This is a genomic window from Pseudomonas baetica (assembly GCF_051216495.1).
Lineage (GTDB): Bacteria > Pseudomonadota > Gammaproteobacteria > Pseudomonadales > Pseudomonadaceae > Aquipseudomonas > Aquipseudomonas baetica_B.
Window position 1 is genome coordinate 26485 of record NZ_JBPKAM010000041.1, and the last position, 16359, is coordinate 42843.

The 16359-nt window shown below is 57.5% G+C and carries 14 protein-coding genes; 1 reads left to right on the forward strand and 13 read right to left on the reverse strand.

Annotation, left to right across the window (positions count from 1 at the left end; genetic code table 11):
• Window positions 1-5: 5 nt before the first annotated feature.
• From tssG to tssA, 6 genes are all read right to left on the reverse strand, one after another.
• On the reverse strand, window positions 6-1013 hold the full coding sequence (tssG, locus tag ACSFE6_RS16090; protein WP_435428540.1) for a type VI secretion system baseplate subunit TssG: 1008 nt from the start codon (window positions 1011-1013) through the stop codon (window positions 6-8).
• On the reverse strand, window positions 977-2764 hold the full coding sequence (gene tssF / locus ACSFE6_RS16095) for a type VI secretion system baseplate subunit TssF (protein WP_435428541.1): 1788 nt from the start codon (window positions 2762-2764) through the stop codon (window positions 977-979). The genes tssG and tssF overlap by 37 nt, the downstream gene beginning before the upstream one ends.
• A gap of 96 nt (window positions 2765-2860) precedes the next feature.
• A complete protein-coding gene (gene tssE / locus ACSFE6_RS16100) occupies window positions 2861-3268 on the reverse strand; it encodes a type VI secretion system baseplate subunit TssE (protein WP_435428542.1) in 408 nt (135 codons plus the stop codon).
• 9 nt (window positions 3269-3277) lie between these two features.
• Complete coding sequence (gene tssC, locus ACSFE6_RS16105; RefSeq protein ID WP_435428543.1) at window positions 3278-4753, reverse strand: type VI secretion system contractile sheath large subunit; 1476 nt, start codon at window positions 4751-4753, stop codon at window positions 3278-3280.
• A 28-nt stretch (window positions 4754-4781) separates the two neighbouring features.
• A complete protein-coding gene (gene tssB, locus ACSFE6_RS16110) occupies window positions 4782-5285 on the reverse strand; it encodes a type VI secretion system contractile sheath small subunit (RefSeq protein WP_435428544.1) in 504 nt (167 codons plus the stop codon).
• Window positions 5286-5317: 32 nt separating this feature from the next.
• Window positions 5318-6874 (reverse strand): type VI secretion system protein TssA, encoded by a 1557-nt coding sequence (tssA, locus tag ACSFE6_RS16115; protein WP_435428545.1) that lies wholly within the window; start codon window positions 6872-6874, stop codon window positions 5318-5320.
• Window positions 6875-7546: 672 nt separating this feature from the next.
• On the opposite strand from tssA, the gene ACSFE6_RS16120 reads away from it, so the two are divergent.
• Entirely contained in the window at window positions 7547-7909 is a 363-nt protein-coding gene (locus ACSFE6_RS16120) for a DUF6124 family protein (RefSeq protein WP_435428546.1), read from the forward strand.
• Between the two features lie 321 nt (window positions 7910-8230).
• Here ACSFE6_RS16120 and ltrA read toward each other — a convergent pair whose 3' ends face one another.
• The 7 genes from ltrA to ACSFE6_RS16155 form a co-directional block, all read right to left on the reverse strand.
• Window positions 8231-9652, reverse strand: a complete 1422-nt coding sequence (gene ltrA / locus ACSFE6_RS16125; protein ID WP_435428547.1) for a group II intron reverse transcriptase/maturase — start codon at window positions 9650-9652, stop codon at window positions 8231-8233.
• A gap of 477 nt (window positions 9653-10129) precedes the next feature.
• Window positions 10130-11872, reverse strand: coding sequence for an ABC transporter substrate-binding protein (locus tag ACSFE6_RS16130; protein WP_435428548.1), 1743 nt, complete (start codon window positions 11870-11872; stop codon window positions 10130-10132).
• A 47-nt stretch (window positions 11873-11919) separates the two neighbouring features.
• Window positions 11920-12192, reverse strand: a complete 273-nt coding sequence (locus tag ACSFE6_RS16135; RefSeq protein WP_435428549.1) for a DUF2160 domain-containing protein — start codon at window positions 12190-12192, stop codon at window positions 11920-11922.
• Window positions 12193-12202: 10 nt separating this feature from the next.
• On the reverse strand, window positions 12203-13003 hold the full coding sequence (locus ACSFE6_RS16140) for a carbohydrate ABC transporter permease (protein ID WP_175377394.1): 801 nt from the start codon (window positions 13001-13003) through the stop codon (window positions 12203-12205).
• A gap of 10 nt (window positions 13004-13013) precedes the next feature.
• Complete coding sequence (locus tag ACSFE6_RS16145) at window positions 13014-13880, reverse strand: carbohydrate ABC transporter permease (RefSeq protein ID WP_435428550.1); 867 nt, start codon at window positions 13878-13880, stop codon at window positions 13014-13016.
• Window positions 13877-15010 carry an ABC transporter ATP-binding protein gene (locus tag ACSFE6_RS16150; protein WP_435428551.1) on the reverse strand — a complete coding sequence of 378 codons (1134 nt, stop codon included), beginning with the start codon at window positions 15008-15010 and terminating at the stop codon, window positions 13877-13879. Before ACSFE6_RS16150 ends, ACSFE6_RS16145 begins: the two co-directional genes overlap by 4 nt.
• A complete protein-coding gene (locus tag ACSFE6_RS16155; protein ID WP_435428552.1) occupies window positions 15010-16104 on the reverse strand; it encodes an ABC transporter ATP-binding protein in 1095 nt (364 codons plus the stop codon). The genes ACSFE6_RS16150 and ACSFE6_RS16155 overlap by 1 nt, the downstream gene beginning before the upstream one ends.
• Between the last annotated feature and the right edge of the window lie 255 nt (window positions 16105-16359).

Genomic DNA, 16359 nt, shown 5'->3' on the forward strand with positions numbered 1-16359 from the left:
CGTCCTTAATGAATTTTGCTGCCCAGGGTGACTACACCGTCCGCTCTCTCGCGACCGAGCCAACTGGTCCAGCCGAGGCGGCAGGCGTTCTGCTCACCGATGCGCAGTTCGCGGATTTCTTCCTGGCGCAGCACCAGGCGAATGTCGTAGTCGAGCGGGTCACGCAGAGTGAACCGCACCAGCGCGCATAGCGGCTGGTAGCCGAATCCGATGGGCAAAAACTCGTGAAAACGCTGCCAGTCCAGCTCTCGGATATGGATACGGAACTTGCCACTTCGGTCGCGCACGCTCTCCCCCAACACCGCGTTGTCACCGAGCGAGGTGTTGGCACGCCCCAGGCAATTGCGTTGTTCGCCAAGGATTTCCACGCGACGCTCAATACACTGCTCGATGGTCAGCTCAGCGTGCTTGAAGTAGTAACGCAGCACCGCTTCGATCAACGCTGCCGAATGCGCACGTAAGCTGAGCAGACCGAGGTATGGCAGCAGTCGTTTCCAGTTCAACTCCCGAGCACGGCGGATCTCTTCGCCGCCAAGGCCGATCAGGGCAAAAAGCTGCGAAGAGAACGGATCGATGGCGCCGCTCTCGAAGCTTGCGCGGTAGCGGTATTTTTTCCAGATCGGCAGCAACAATCGCTGCAAGCGATGATGGAACAGGTCAAGGAAGCGGCGAGTCGCGTTACCGTCCTCGCCGTCGCCCAAAGCCTGTTCGCCATAGAACGCTGGCAGAGGCGAGCCGGAACCCACCAGACCGATCAGGTTGAAACGCAATCGTGCGCGCATCTGACCGTGCTCGTGGAAAAACTCGACGCGATCGACATCACTGCCAGGGAAACCCAGACTGGGGTTGGCCTGAAACTCCAGCTGGTCATAAAGCTCGTCATGACTCAGGTGCGGGTGGGCTTGGCGCAACCGGTCAACTACCAGCAGCACGGCCTGAAACAGCGAATATTCGCGTATGCCTCGGGTCAGCCGGTTTAAAGAAGCGGCTGAAGACCCATACGTGGCGTCCATTGATACACCCCCCCCTGTGTGCTGATGACCCGCAGTTCGTGATACGAATTAAGGCTGGCGTAAAGTGCGAAAAACTCGTTGAGAACCGAAGCGAAGACAAACAGATCGCCTTCACCGATATACCCTTGCGGGTCGATGGTCAGTTCGGTGCGCAAGCCGCGTACCGGCAGCCCTCGATGCAGTTGATCGACATGCTGATGCTTGATCGATTTGAGTCCGTCCAACAGGCACTTACTGACTTTCTCTGCCTGCTTGTCGTAAAAGCGCGGCAAGTCGTAGGTCTCGAGGATGACCTTCAGCGCATTGACGTCGGCCAGGGACAGATAGTTGAGCGACATGTTGCTGATCAACTTCCACAGGAAGTCTTGAGTCAGTGGTGGCGCGAAACTCGACGTAACCGGTGTGATATTGCGAAAGCTCAAGAACGCCGGCGTCTTTTCGCTGGCTTTGCAGATTTGTCCCAACTTGAGCTTGCGTGGCAAGTTCTGGTTGGTACATGTCAGCTCGATAGATAAGGTCTCATTGGCTTCGGTCTGACGGATGCCAAAGCTCAGGTACGTGTCTAGCCCCTCATGCAGCGTTGAGGATCGCTGGCGGATGCTGTAGTGAGGCCGGCTGGTCGATACGTCGAAACTCGGGTCATGCTCGAAGGATTCGAAAGGCACGTACTCCTGGTAACCGACACCTCCGGGTTTCCAGCCAACGACGTTATCCACGGAAAATACGCCGCAGTTTTCCAGGTTGTACTGGTCGGGTAGCAGCAGGTATTCGTCCTCTTTGCCATCAAGGCGGATCGGCAGCGCGTCGTGCTTGAACAGGTTGACGATGGGCGTGCAGTGCAGCTTCACGTTATCCAGGGTCGGTCGCATATGCAGTGTGCCGCTGTTGCGAATATCGAAACGCAACTCCAGTCCGCGCACCTGCTTGACGGTGTCTTCCGGCAAAGTCTTGAGCACGTCCAGCCCGTTGACATCAATGAACAGGAACTTGTCCTGGAAGGCGAAGTATTCCTGCAGGTAGCGATAGCCACGGAAAGTGTTCAGCGGATATGGAATCAACGCTTCGTCTTCGGCAAAGCCCACCGGCTTGACCCGATCGCCCGGCATCTTGAATGTCATCGGCTGGCCGCTGTCGCCATAGACCGGTTTGCCCTCAACGTCGAGCGGTATCAACTCGATACCTTCGAGGTTGCGTAACAGGCTCAGGTACAGCATTTGGCTGATGTAGCGCTCGCCGGTGAAATGCAGGCGCAGACGACTCAGCTGCAACTCACCCAAATGGCCTTCAGCACTCATTTCCAGACGTAGACTGAGCAGCGAGCAGTCGCCCTTTACCGAGAAATTCAGCGCCATCAAGCTCAGCGGCAGGACTTCGGTCGGATAGCAGGTGCGGAAACGACAACACACGTTATCAATCGGCTCACTTTCTATCGGTGTGTCGCGCTCGACCTTCAACGCCGGTCCAGACTGCTGGAGCGGATCGAACTGCAAAATGCTGAACGCAGGCAGCGGCCGCATGTAGTTGGGCCACAGCAGATGCATAAGGGAATGGCTGAGCTCCGGTAGCTCGTCATCGAGCTTCTGTCGCAACCGACCGGTCAGGAACGCAAAACCCTCCAGCAACCGCTCCACATCCGGATCCCGCCCGGTTTGCCCCAAAAAAGGCGCCAACGCCGGGTTGCGCTCGGCGAAGCGACGGCCTAGCTTGCGCAATGCGCTGAGTTCACTTTGGTAGTAGTGGTTAAAGGACATGAAGAGTTACCTGTTTTCGGATTCACAAAAGCTGCTCGCCGCTGGGTGCTCAAACTGCTGTGTTTTTTTGCTGGTCGATGAGCCAGGCCTTCATCGTTAATTGACCTTCACTTGACCGCTGCCATCCAGACACGCGGCGAAACTGACCTGGCGCTTGAAACCATCCACTTCCAGCAGACCTTCGATGCTGAAGGACAGGCGAAGCTGATCGTTGTCACGCGGCAGGGAAATGACACGCACTTTGCTCAGGCGGGGTTCGTAGGCTTCGATGAAGCGTTCAATGGCCTTGCGCGCCTGACTCAGAGAGTCGTGCAGGCTCAAGCGCATATCATTGAGATCGGGCAACCCGTAGTCGGGCAGCGTTTGCACGCTGCCCGCACGGGTGCTGAGCATCTTGGCCAGATGGGCAGCCACCGATGCCATGGCGGAGTCCTCGCGGCTCCAGCCGACGCGTTTGTCAGCGTCGCCGTTCAGGCGCTCGAAAAGGCTGCCGTATCCGTCCACGGGTCCCTGTTACTCCTTGTCCAGCTTGCCAACCAGCGACAGGGTGAAATCGGCCCCCATGTACTTGAAGTGCGGGCGCACGTTCAGGCTGACGCGGTACCAACCTGGCTCGCCCTCAACATCGCTGACGATGATTTGTGCAGCGCGCAGCGGACGACGACCACGGACTTCGGCGTTCGGGTTTTCCTGGTCGGCAACGTACTGACGGATCCACTTGTTCAATTCCAGTTCGAGGTCGGTACGTTCTTTCCACGAACCGAGTTGCTCGCGCTGCAACACTTTCAGGTAGTGAGCCAAGCGATTGACGATCATCATGTATGGCAGTTGGGTACCGAGCTTGTAGTTCAGCTCTGCTGCCCTGCCCTCTGAGCTGATGCCGAAGAACTTCGCCTTCTGCACTGAACTGGCGGAGAAGAACGCGGCGTTATCGCTGCCCTTGCGCATGGTCAGGGAGATGAAGCCTTCATCGGCCAGTTCGTATTCACGACGGTCGCTTATCAGGACTTCGGTAGGAATCTTGGTTTCGATTTCGCCCATGCTTTCAAAATGGTGCAACGGCAGGTCTTCGACCGCGCCACCGCTTTGCGGGCCGATGATATTCGGGCACCAGCGGAATTTGGCGAAGCTGTCAGTCAACCTGGAGCCGAACGCGTAGGCGGTATTGCCCCACAGGTAGTGTTCGTGGCTGTTGGCAACAGTTTCCTTGTACACGAAGGACTTCACCGGATTTTCTTCCGGGTCGTACGGGTTGCGCAGCAAAAAACGCGGTACGGTCAGGCCAACATATCGGGCGTCTTCCGACTGGCGGAAACTTTGCCATTTGGTGAATTGCGGACCTTCGAAATGATCTTTCAGATCCTTGAGATCCGGCAGACCGGTGAAGCTTTCCAATCCGAAGAATTTCGGACCGGCAGCCGCGATGAACGGCGCGTGGGACATGCAGGCGACACTGGAGACGTACTGCATCAATTTCACGTCCGGAGAGCTCGGAGACATGAAGTAGTTGGCAATGATAGCGCCCACCGGCTCGCCACCAAATTGGCCGTATTCAGCGGTGTAGACGTGCTTGTACAGGCCAGCCTGCATCACTTCCGGTGAATCTTCGAAATCGTCCAGCAGGTCTTCCTTGGAGACGTTGAGGATTTCGATCTTGATGTTTTCCCGGAAGTTCGTGCGGTCGACGAGCAACTGCAGGCCGCGCCACGAGGACTCCATCGACTGAAAGTGAGGATGATGAAGGATCTCGTCCACCTGACGGCTGAGCTTGGCATCGATCTCGGCGATCATGCGGTCGACCATGGCTTTCTTGACCGGCTCACCATTGTTCTGCGGCTTTAGCAGTTCTTCTATGAAAGCCGATACGCCGCGCTTGGCGATGTCGTAGGCTTCGTCATCCGGCGTCAGGCGGGTTTCGGCGATGATACTGTCGAGAATACTGAACTCGCTGCTCTCGGCGCTCTTTTGCTGTGCTGCACTCGTGCTCATGGTTCTGGCTTCCTTGGCTGATAGGGACTCAAACGTCGCGGGCTGCGGCGTTCAAGCCCAGCTCACCCAGTACACGACCACGGGATTCGTCGTCGGCAAGAACACCTTCGATGGCGTTGCGGAACGCAGGTGCGTTACCCAGAGGACCTTTAAGGGCCACCAGTGCATCGCGTAACTCCATCAGTTTTTTTAACTCTGGCACTTGCTCGACCAGGCTGACCGGGTTGAAGTCCTTCATCGAGTTGATGCGCAGTTCCACGGCCAGCTCTTCAGTGTCGCTACCCTCTTGCAGGCGATTCGGTACGCTCAATGTCAGTTGCAGCTCCTGCTTGGCCAGCACTTCGTCAAACGTCATTTTGTCGATGCTGATCGGCTTGCGATCCTCGACGTTTCGCTCGTCCTTGCGATGGGTGTAATCACCGATTGCGAGCAATTTCAGCGGCAGCTCGATTTCTTCCTGAGCACCGCCGGTGGCGGGTTTGAAGGTGACGTTGATGCGTTCCTTGGGGGCTACCGAGCCTTCTTTGGCCATGGCTTTTCTCCTTACGGTTGTGGCCCTGAGGCCTATTCGAGCACCACTTCGAGATCGAGGTGGCACAGCCTGCGATAAATCTCTTCCTTGCATTCGCGCACCGCGTGGTTCTGCGGCAACAGCTCGCAACAGCTATGCAGCAAATGCAGCACTTCCAACGCAAGATCCGGCTCCCAGGCGTGCAGGCCTGAGTCCTGTAATGTTTGGTCGAGGGTTTCGAGTTGGGTCTTGGCCAGTTCGTATTTCTTGGCCATGAAGCACAGCCGGGCCAGTGCGTATTGCCAGAAGAATCGAACACGCCCGCCGTGAGCACTTTGCAGGCCTTGCTTGAGGATCTGTACGGCAGCCTTGAGGCCGTCCTTTCGCAGAATCGGTAAGACTTCTTCCAGGGCCAATTCCCAAGCCGGCTGGGTATCAGCGACTTCGACCTTGCGCGATGCACTGGCACTTTGCAGGTGCGGCATGACGTGGGCGCCAATCCAAGCGCGGGTGGCCGGGTCGGCGAACGGTGCGCCGTCGTGGAAGCGCAACTCGATGATGCCAGGCATGCGCTGAACCAAAAGCGCAAATTGAATCTCCACTTCCCGCATGGCCAACTCGGCGTTCAAGCCTTGCAGGCACTCCCAGACCATTCGCTGGCCATCAAACCAGAACGGTGACTTCGTCAGATTTGCCTCTAGCTCCACCAGCAAATCAGCGTATTTCCCTTGGTCGAAACGGTCCTGATAGGACTTGAGTTTGTCAGCCGGTACGCCACGCAGCACGGTGACCTGCTCGGCATTGCGTTCGGGCAGTGCATCGATGGGCAGCCACAGCAGAGTACGGTTGAGGCGCAAGGCGCGCAGGTCGGTGGCTTTCTGCTTGAGCCACCAGACGCACAACGGCCGGGCACTTTCCTGTTGCGCGCGCAGGGCTTTGTGGGCTTCTTTCTCGTTGTCGATTGGCGCGCCAGGCGTTAACAGTTGGGTGGCGACTTGCTTGACCTGTGCAACGGCCGCTCCTACCACACCGGGTGCCGGCTGGTTATCGGCAGCACGCTGGATCATGTTCTTCAGGCGACGACAAACCGGCAACAATAACGGGGCGTCATCGCCCAAGTGCCCGGTGCATGCAGCATCCAACCCTTCCAGATGTTCGGCCAGGCGGCGGAAGAGTGGCAACTGCTCTTTGATTGCGATGTTTTCGTTCAGCGCCTGATCAAGGCGAGGCACCAACCAACCGATGGCTGCGGACCGAGTGCGAGCCTTGGCCGGATGAATCTCGGTCCAATGGTTCTCGCACAGATGCTGCAAAAGCCCGAGGCCAGCCAACAACCCCTGAAAGGATTCGCGTTGGTAAAGAGCCCAGGTCAGCCAAGCACCTACCCGTAAATCCTTGGATTGACAATGCAGCAGGTTTTCGCTGTTTTCGCGGATCTTCAGCCAGTCGACCTGGCCATTGTCATGCATGGATTGAGCTTTGCCCAACTCACTCTCCAAGGCTTCGTACTCGCTCGAAAAACGAACGTCTTTACCCGCGAACCCCACTTTTGAAACAGGTTGCTTTGCAAGTTCAAGATAGTGAGCGGATAGTTTGCTTGAGTAGAACATCCATGACCTTGAAATCAGAGTTTCTTCATGCAGAAAATTGCAATGATGCCGAATAACATGAAGGAGCGGCGATGCCGCCGCATCCATTTAAAACAGAAACTTACAAACCCGCACACAACTTTTTAATTACATTAATTAAATCACACCCAAAGCAAAGTCGATGAGCGCAGATTGTTGTGCGGGGCGTAGTTATACTGACTGAAGTTAGACTTAGATATAGGAAAGGGACTGACTTATTGTAGGATTTTTTCCTCCCCGCATCGTTTACGAAAACCAAGTCTTGAAAGCGATGCCATTACCATGAACAAATGCACGCACCGCGATAGAAGAACCTACACATCGGACCATAAAAAATATATGTTTCAAGATATACAAAACATTGAGCAATACATTGCGCACGCTAGTGAGCCTACTTGCTAAACAGCGTGGGAAAACTGCTACTAGGAAGGCTACACACCTTATCTATATAAAAATCTCTAAACAGTACATTTTTCACATGAAGTTATCTTTTACTGTCCGGTGTTTGGACAGTGTTTTTATGGTGGCCATGCGCAGGGCTCCTTAGGGGGCGCCGGTTACGATGCCCGGTCTACCAACCTTCGTATGGTCGCCACCCCTCGTTTGGTAGCGAAGCGGTGATGGCTTCATTTAAATAGCATCGGAGTTCCATCCATGTTCAAGGACACGCCCAATCCGCCGGAGACCGATCCGGTATCCTCGAACGAAACCCTCGATTCAAAAAGCCTTCTCGAAGCCGCCGAGCAAGACCTCGACAATCACTTAAAACCAGAGCCCCCCATCATGGACATCCCGCGGACGCCGGGCACCATGTTCATCGTCAACCCAGAGCTCGATACCGAAACCCTGCTGGCCCATGCTTGCGAATCGCTGGCTTCGGCCAATGTCATGACCATGGATTTGGCAGACCATACGGATGGACCCAGGCGCAATTCCCTACTCGGTATCGCGCAAGTCATCATGCTGGGTGAGCTTGCAGTGAATCGCGCGCTGGACCAACTTGATCCGCCTGAGTAGCCCGATCGGCTTTGACTTCGGCTCACTTTCAGAGGCAACGCACCACTGGCGAATAAGATTGCTCCTCGCCAATGGTGCTTTGATGCTCTTCCATCTACTGATTCTGTCCGACTGTTGAAATTTGGTGACTGGGATGGCCCCTTCGCGAGCAGGCTCGCTCCCACAGTAGATCTCCTGTGCATACAACATCTGTGACCAACCGCAATCACCTGTGGGAGCGAGCCTGCTCGCGAAGACGCGATTCCAGACAATCGAGTAGGAGGCGGATTTACATCCGCCGTCCTCTCACACCACCGTACATACGGTTCCGTATACGGCAGTTCAGGTTACGCGGCTAAGCCGGTTTATCGTATCCAGTATTGAGACCAAGCCGAGTCGATCCCAAAGTTTCTTCGGCAACGCCTGATTCATATGTGACGCTCCCGAGTTCCACCAAGGGCCCTGCCCATTGGACGCCGATCTACGAGCGCGTCCTTCGTCGACCCCCAAGCCCATCAGGTTACGCGCCCTCGTTGAAGGCCGCTTCCATTGGCGCCAGAGGATGCAGCGAAGTTTATGACGCACCCAGCCATCCAGCGCTTCAAGGGGTCGCTTGCTCTGACTGAGCTTGAAGTAACCAGCCCAACCACGCAGTACAGGGTTGATCCGCTCGATGACACTCGCCATCTTGCAGCCCTGCGCTCCGCGCAGCAGGCCTCTAAGTCGGTCGCGCAAGCGTCCCAGGCTCATCGTCGCCACTCGCAGTCTCGGCTGCTGATGCCAGCTCATCCCGTAACCCAAGTAATCGCACATCCAAGATCCGGCTACCCGGCTCTTGTCCCGGTTCAGCGTCAATTTAAGGCGCTGATTCAGGAACCGCTCCACGCCGGCCATCACTCGCTCGCCAGCACGATGACTACGCACATAAATGTTAGCGTCGTCGGCATAGCGTACGAAGCGATGACCCCGTCGCTCCAGCTCGCGGTCGAGTTCGTTGAGCAGGATGTTCGACAGCAACGGCGAGAGCGGGCCGCCTTGCGGCGTCCCTTCCTGCCGGCGGCTGACGAGTCCGCCCGACATCGTTCCCGTCTCGAGATAACGACGGATCAGCGTGAGCACTCGCTTGTCTTCGATTTGACGCGCTACATAGGCCATCAATACATCGTGGTTGACCCGATCAAAGAATTTCTCCAGATCGAGTTCCACGCACCAGCGGTGGCCCGCGGCCACGTGGCCGCGAGCGGTTTCGATGGCTTGGTGAGCGCTTCTGCCCGGACGAAAACCGTAGCTGTAGTCCGAGAACAGCGGATCGAAGATCGGCGTGAGCTGTTGCAGCAGGGCTTGTTGGATCAGGCGATCCACGACGCTGGGAATGCCCAGCTGTCTTGTCCCGCCCTTGGGTTTGGGGATGTCGACGGCGCGCACACCTTGCGGGTGATATTCGCCGGCCAGCAGCCGAACCTTGAGGATCGGCCAATACTGTTTCACGTAGTCCGCCAACTGGTCGACCGTCATGCTATCGGCACCCGGTGCGCCCTTGTTGCTGACTACGCGTTGATACGCACGCCTGAGATTGGCCGGTGCAAGCACTCGCTCCATCAGCGTGTCCGGCTCCGCTTTCGTCCACGCCATAGACGCCGTTGATACCTGCGCGCTGTCAGCCGTTATCCGCGGATTCTGTCCGGGACTCGGAGTAACAGTCTTCTCTTGGAGAAATTTCTGCATTTCGGTATTCAACGAGACTTTGACGCCTACTGGCGGCATAACCTGTTCGGCCCTTGGTGACGCGGTTGTCCGTCACTTACTACGGCCTCGGCTGACTTCTGCACGCTCATCCCGCCGCCTCTCGACGCTCGGTAGCACTGTGGCAAACGTGCAGATCTCCCAGGGTAATTCGCGTGACCTTCCTGCTTATGCCTGTCGGATTTACGTCGCAGCGTTCCGTGCAAGTATTGGGCTTTGGCAATTTTGGCTACCTTACCCCGCTACGCCGCCTCATCCGCTTCCTGTTCGTCAGGCCAGCATTTTGCCTCGGGCTTCCTTCAGATTCGCAGTCGCCCGCGACACCCTTGCCTCTGGCTAACACTTCCCCTTGCCGGGTGTGTAGAGGACTTTCACCCCCAAGTCACCAGCAAGGCCACCACAGCCAAGCTGGTTGCGCTTGCGCGCAACGCGCCATGCCTGGCGCACCAAAAGAAAACGGCACCTTGCGGTGCCGTTCGCCTTTCACAGTCCAGCCGTTTACTTACGCGCATCCGCCCATGATTTGAGCAGTTCGTTGTAGCCCACGGTTTCGCCCTTAGGCTTTTCGTTGGCCAGTTTCGGCTTCGGTGCGCCCGGCTGATCGAACCAGTATTGCGCGTCGCGCTCGGGGTTCATTTTCGGGGCGCAGGTGGCTTGGGCCTTCGAACGTTCCAAACGGGTCATGATCGCGTCCTGATCCTTGGCCAGGCCGTCGAGTGCTTCTTGCGGGGTTTTCTCGCCGCTGGCGGCTTCGGCGATGTGGCTCCACCATAGCTGCGCCAGACGTGGGTAGTCCGGCACGTTGGTCCCGGTCGGGGTCCATTGCACACGGGCCGGGCTGCGATAGAACTCGACCAGACCACCGAGTTTCGGCGCCAGGTCGGTCATGGCTTGCGAGTTGATGTCCGATTCACGGATCGGGGTCAGGCCGACGATGGTTTTCTTCAGCGACACGGTTTTCGACGTCACGAACTGCGCGTACAGCCAGGCCGCGAGTTTCTGTTTCTCAGGCGTGGATTTCATGAACGTCCAGGAACCCACATCCTGATAACCCAGCTTCATGCCCTCCTCCCAGTACGGTCCGCGTGGCGAAGGCGCCATGCGCCATTTCGGCGTGCCATCGGCGTTCATCACCGCCAGGCCGGGCTTGGTCATGTCCGCCGTGAACGCGGTGTACCAGAAGATCTGCTGAGCGATGTTGCCCTGGGACGGCACCGGACCGGACTCGGAGAAAGTCATGCCCGCCGCTTCCGGCGGTGCGTACTTCTTCAGCCAGTCGACGTATTTGGTGGTGGCAAACACGGCTGCCGGGCCGTTGGTGTCGCCACCGCGAGTCACGCTGGAACCGACCGGGTGGCAGTCCTCGACGCGAATGCCCCACTCGTCCACCGGCAAGCCGTTGGGAATGCCCTTGTCACCGCCACCGGCCATGGAGAACCAGGCATCGGTGAAGCGCCAGCCCAGGGACGGGTCTTTCTTGCCGTAGTCCATGTGCCCGTAAACGCGCTTGCCGTCGATTTCCTTGACGTCCTCGCTGAAGAACTTGGCGATGTCTTCATAGGCCGACCAGTTCACCGGTACGCCCAATTCGTAACCGTACTTTTCCTTGAACTTGGCTTTCAGGTCCGCGCGCTCGAACCAGTCGGCGCGGAACCAGTACAGGTTGGCGAACTGCTGGTCGGGCAACTGATAGATCTTGCCGTCCGGCGCGGTGGTGAAGGAAATGCCGATGAAGTCCTTGATGTCCAGCGTCGGCGAGGTGAAGTTCTTGCCCTCGTTGGCCATCAGGTCGGTGATCGACTCCGTCTTGCCGTAGCGGAAGTGCGTACCAATCAGGTCCGAGTCGTTGACCCAGCCGTCATAGATGCTCTTGTCCGACTGCATCACGGTCTGCAGTTTTTCCACCACGTCGCCTTCCTGCAGCAGGTCGTGGGTCAGCTCAATCCCGGTGATCTCGGTGAACGCCTTGGCCAGCACCTTGGACTCGTACTCGTGGGTGGCGATGGTTTCCGACACCACTTTGATTTTCATCCCTCGAAACGGCTCTGCCGCCTTGATGAACCACTTCAACTCTTCGAGCTGCTGATCGGCCGTCAGGGTCGACGGCTTGAACTCGCTGCCGATCCATTTCTTTGCCGCATCTTCGTAGGCATCGGCCCAGGCCGAAGCGCTCAAACCGCTGAGTGCCAGCAGGGCTGCCAATGAAATGCTATGTCGCAGCTTATTGTTCTTATCCAACATAGAGACCTCCTTTTAGGGTTTCGGAGCAACATTGCCGAGCGATTCGACTAGCCCCAACGCATCACCACCAACAGCCACACCAGGGACAACGCGAACGCCACCCAGATGCTCCAGTCGGTCACGCCGATTACCAGCAGATGCAGGTAGGCGCTGCCGAGAAGACCGATGAACAACCGATCGCCACGGGTGGTGGCAATCGGCAAGAAACCACGCCGAACAATGCTCGGCGACCGCAACTCCCAAGTGGTCATGACCGCGAGGATCAAGGCGATCACGCTGAAGAATGCCGCCGTGGGGACGGTCCAGCTCATCCATTCCATCATCGATTCCTCATACCCGGCCCAGGGCAAAGCCCTTGGCCACATGGTTGCGAACAAACCAGATCACCAGCATGCCCGGCAGGATGGTCAACACCCCCGCCGCCGCCAGCACGCCCCAGTCGATACCGGACGCGGACACCGTGCGGGTCATGACGGCCGCAATGGGTTTGGCGTTCACCGAGGTGAGGGTTCGCGCCAGCAGCAGTTCGACCCAGGAAAACATGAAGCAGAAAAACGCCGTCACGCCGATGCCGGAGCCAATCAGGGGGATGAAAATCTTCACGAAGAACTTGGGAAAACTGTAGCCATCGATGTAGGCCGTTTCGTCGATTTCCTTCGGCACGCCGGACATGAACCCCTCCAGAATCCACACCGCCAATGGCACGTTGAACAGACAATGGGCCAACGCCACGGCGATGTGGGTGTCGAACAACCCAATCGAGGAGTACAGCTGAAAGAACGGCAGCAGGAACACCGCCGGCGGTGCCATGCGGTTGGTCAGCAGCCAGAAGAACAGATGCTTGTCACCCAGGAAGCGGTAACGCGAGAACGCATAGGCTGCCGGCAACGCCACGGTCAGGGAAATGATCGTATTCAGGGTCACGTAGTAGGCCGAGTTGATGTAACCGGTGTACCAGCTCGGATCGGTGAAGATCACCTTGTAGTTCGCCAGGGTGAAATCCTGCGGGAAAAGCGTCAGGCCGCCGAGGATTTCGGTGTTGCTCTTGAAGGACATGTTCAGCAGCCAGTAGATCGGCACCAGCACAAACAGGATGTACAGCAGCAATGGAATCAGCTTTCTTTTGCTCATGGCGCGGGCCTCAACGGTTGGCGTCAGCGTGAGTCATGGCCGTGTAGAACAGCCAGGACACCAACAGGATGATCAGGAAATACACCAGCGAAAACGCCGCCGCCGGCCCCAGGTCGAACTGCCCCACCGCCATCTGTGTCAGGGTCTGGCTGAGGAAGGTCGTGGCATTGCCCGGCCCGCCCCCGGTCAACACGAACGGTTCGGTGTAGATCATGAAACTGTCCATGAAGCGCAGCATCACCGCGATCAACAACACGCTCTTGAGCTTGGGCAACTGGATGTGCCGGAACACCGCCCAGGCCGAAGCCCGGTCAATGCGTGCGGCCTGGTAGTACACGTCCGGAATCGCCCGCAGGCCGGAGAAACACAACAACGCCACCAACGATGTCCAGTGCCAGACGTCCATCACCAGCACGGTGACCCAGGCGTCCATGGTGTTCGCCGCATAGTTGTAGCTGATACCCATCGCGTTGAGGGCCGAACCGAGCAGGCCGATGTCGGCGCGGCCGAAGATCTGCCAGATAGTGCCGACCACGTTCCATGGGATCAGCAGCGGGATAGCCAGCACGATCAACACCACCGACGACCAACGTCCCTTGGTCGGCATGGTCAGGGCAATCGCGATCCCCAGCGGGATTTCGATCAGCAGTACGCAGGCCGAATAGATGAACTGGCGCAGCAACGAATCGTGCAAACGTGGGTCGAGCAGCACCTGCTTGTACCAGTCGGCACCGACGAAGTAGCGGCTGGATTGATCGAAGATGTCCTGTACCGAGTAGTTGACCACGGTCATCATCGGGATCACCGCACTGAACGCCACCAGCAGGAACACGGGCAACACCAGCCACCACGCCTTGTTGTTCTGCACCTTGTTCATGGCTGCGCCCCTTTGTTGGCCATCTCTTCGCCTAGCGCTTGCGGCTCCAGCAGGAATTCGTCGGCGTAGACCATCAGCCATTGCGACGGGAAACTGATCCAGGCCGTGCCTTCGGGCACTGGCTTGTCTTCGGCCAGGCGTACTTTCAGCGGCACGCCGTCGAGGTTCAGGCTCATGATCTTGTAGGTTCCGAGGTCTTCGACGTGTACGACCTGTGCCCGCAATGCGTCATCAAACGGTTCGTCCCACACATGGACGAACTCCGGTCGAATGCCAACCTTCAGGCTTTGCCAAGTGGACTCGGCGATACGTTTTTGCATCGTTTCGGACAACGGGAGATGGGTCGAGGCAAAACCCACCCCCCCCGGTTGCGGCTGCACGTCGATCAGGTTCATGCCGGGGCTGCCGATGAAGTAGCCAACGAAGGTATGACTCGGCCGCTCGAACAGTTCCCGTGGCGTGCCGAACTGCACGATCTGCCCGCCGTACATCACTGCGATCTTGTCGGCGAAGGTAGAGGCCTCCAGCTGATCGTGAGTGACGTAGACCATGGTGATGTTGAACTGCTCGTGGATCTGCTTGAGCTTGCGCCGCAGCTTCCACTTCAGGTGCGGGTCGATCACCGTTAGCGGTTCGTCGAAGAGGATCGCCGACACGTCATCGCGCACCAGCCCGCGGCCCATGGAGACTTTCTGTTTTTCGTCGGCGGTGAGGTTGCGGGCCTTTTTATTCAGCAGGTTCTGCAAGTCGAGGACTTCGGCAATTTCCTGCACCTTGGTGTGTACTTTCGCCTCGACCATGCCTTGGTTGCGCAGCGGGAAGGCCAAATTGTCGAACACCGTCATGGTGTCGTACACCACCGGAAACTGGAAAACCTGGGCGATGTTGCGTTTTTCCGGGGTCAGGTTGTTGACCGCTTTGCCGTCGAACAACACATGCCCCTGAGACGGGCTGAGCAAGCCGGAAATGATATTGAGCAAGGTCGACTTGCCGCAGCCCGAAGGCCCAAGCAAGGCGTAAGCACCACCCTGCTCCCAGATATGATCCATCTGGCGGATCGCATAGTCCTCAGGACCGCTCGGCGTGCTGGTGTAACTGTGGGCGAGGTTTTGCAAACGGATTTCGGCCATCAGGTAACCCTCGCGACACGCCGGCCCGGCGCTTGGACCAGGCGCCCCTGCGTATCGAACACAAACAGTTTATGGGTCGGGATGTAGATGCGAATCGGCGCATCGACGTCGTATTCGTGAACGCCGGGCAAGTGCAGCACCAGCAGGAAATGCTCGTTGCGCACATGCAGGAAGGTTTCCGAGCCGCTGATTTCGGCGACTTCCACGGTCACCGCCAATTCGAGGTCATCATCATTGCTCGGCACCAGCGAGATATGGCTGGGACGCACGCCGAAGCGAAACTCGCCCTCGCCCACCGGGCGCAAATCGACGTTCAACGGAAAGTGCACGAAGTTGGCAAAGCTCACTTCATTGCCGGCGATGCGCCCCGGCATCAGGTTGATTGGCGGTTCGGAAAACAGCTCGGCCGCCAGCACGGTCTGCGGCTGGTGATAGACCTCGGACGATCTGCCACTCTGGACCACCCGGCCTTCGTGAAGAATGGTCGTGGTGCCCCCCAGCGCCAGTGCTTCGTTGGGCTCGGTGGTGGCGTAGATGGCGATGGTGTGATGCGCCTTGAACAGCTCGCGCATTTCCTGGCGCAGCTCTTCTCGCAACTTGTAGTCAAGGTTGACCAGCGGCTCGTCGAACAGGATCAGCTCGGCGTCCTTGACCAGCGCCCGGGCCATGGCCGTGCGCTGCTGCTGACCGCCCGAGAGCTCCAGGGGATGGCGCTGGAGAAATTTTTCGATGCGCAACATCTTCGCGGTTTCCAGCACCTTGCTCTGGATCAGCTCATTGGACACACCGGCCTGGCGCAAGGGCGAGGCGATGTTCTCGAAGACGGTCATGGTCGGGTAATTGATGAACTGCTGATACACCATCGACACGTTGCGCAAACGCACCGGGCGCTGGGTGACATCGACGCCATTCATCAGGACGCGACCACTGTCAGGCTTGTCCAGCCCGGCCATCAGGCGCATGAGACTGGTTTTGCCGGACAGCGTGCGCCCGAGCAAAACGTTGAAGGATCCGGGTTCGAACTTGAGGCACGCATCGTCAATCCAGGTCTGGCCCTCGACGGTGCGGCTGACATGCTCCAGGGTTAATGACATGGCTCGGCCTTTTTTATTTTTTGGAGTCAAGCGACCGGAGCGATAGAGCGAGATCTGTGCCAGAAATCACAAGTGGTTGATTTGGCTTTAAATCCTTGGAAGTGACTGCTTGGTCGCATTCGTTGCTGAACACAAATGAACAATCGGAAGTGAACAATTGAACAGTTCACCGATTGACAATGAACATTAGTGAACAACACTCTATGGACGCTTTTTGCCTTTTCTGAACAAGGTCAGAATTGCAAAACCTGTGGG

Excerpts from the sequence above, each read along its gene's own strand:
- tssG (WP_435428540.1), bottom strand. The coding sequence starts at position 1,013 with ATGGACGCCACGTATGGGTCTTCAGCCGCTTCTTTAAACCGGCTGACC.
- tssF (WP_435428541.1), bottom strand. The coding sequence starts at position 2,764 with ATGTCCTTTAACCACTACTACCAAAGTGAACTCAGCGCATTGCGCAAG.
- tssC (WP_435428543.1), bottom strand. The coding sequence starts at position 4,753 with ATGAGCACGAGTGCAGCACAGCAAAAGAGCGCCGAGAGCAGCGAGTTC.
- tssB (WP_435428544.1), bottom strand. The coding sequence starts at position 5,285 with ATGGCCAAAGAAGGCTCGGTAGCCCCCAAGGAACGCATCAACGTCACC.
- tssA (WP_435428545.1), bottom strand. The coding sequence starts at position 6,874 with ATGTTCTACTCAAGCAAACTATCCGCTCACTATCTTGAACTTGCAAAG.
- ACSFE6_RS16120 (WP_435428546.1), top strand. The coding sequence starts at position 7,547 with ATGTTCAAGGACACGCCCAATCCGCCGGAGACCGATCCGGTATCCTCG.
- ltrA (WP_435428547.1), bottom strand. The coding sequence starts at position 9,652 with ATGCCGCCAGTAGGCGTCAAAGTCTCGTTGAATACCGAAATGCAGAAA.
- ACSFE6_RS16130 (WP_435428548.1), bottom strand. The coding sequence starts at position 11,872 with ATGTTGGATAAGAACAATAAGCTGCGACATAGCATTTCATTGGCAGCC.
- ACSFE6_RS16135 (WP_435428549.1), bottom strand. The coding sequence starts at position 12,192 with ATGGAATGGATGAGCTGGACCGTCCCCACGGCGGCATTCTTCAGCGTG.
- ACSFE6_RS16140 (WP_175377394.1), bottom strand. The coding sequence starts at position 13,003 with ATGAGCAAAAGAAAGCTGATTCCATTGCTGCTGTACATCCTGTTTGTG.
- ACSFE6_RS16145 (WP_435428550.1), bottom strand. The coding sequence starts at position 13,880 with ATGAACAAGGTGCAGAACAACAAGGCGTGGTGGCTGGTGTTGCCCGTG.
- ACSFE6_RS16150 (WP_435428551.1), bottom strand. The coding sequence starts at position 15,010 with ATGGCCGAAATCCGTTTGCAAAACCTCGCCCACAGTTACACCAGCACG.
- ACSFE6_RS16155 (WP_435428552.1), bottom strand. The coding sequence starts at position 16,104 with ATGTCATTAACCCTGGAGCATGTCAGCCGCACCGTCGAGGGCCAGACC.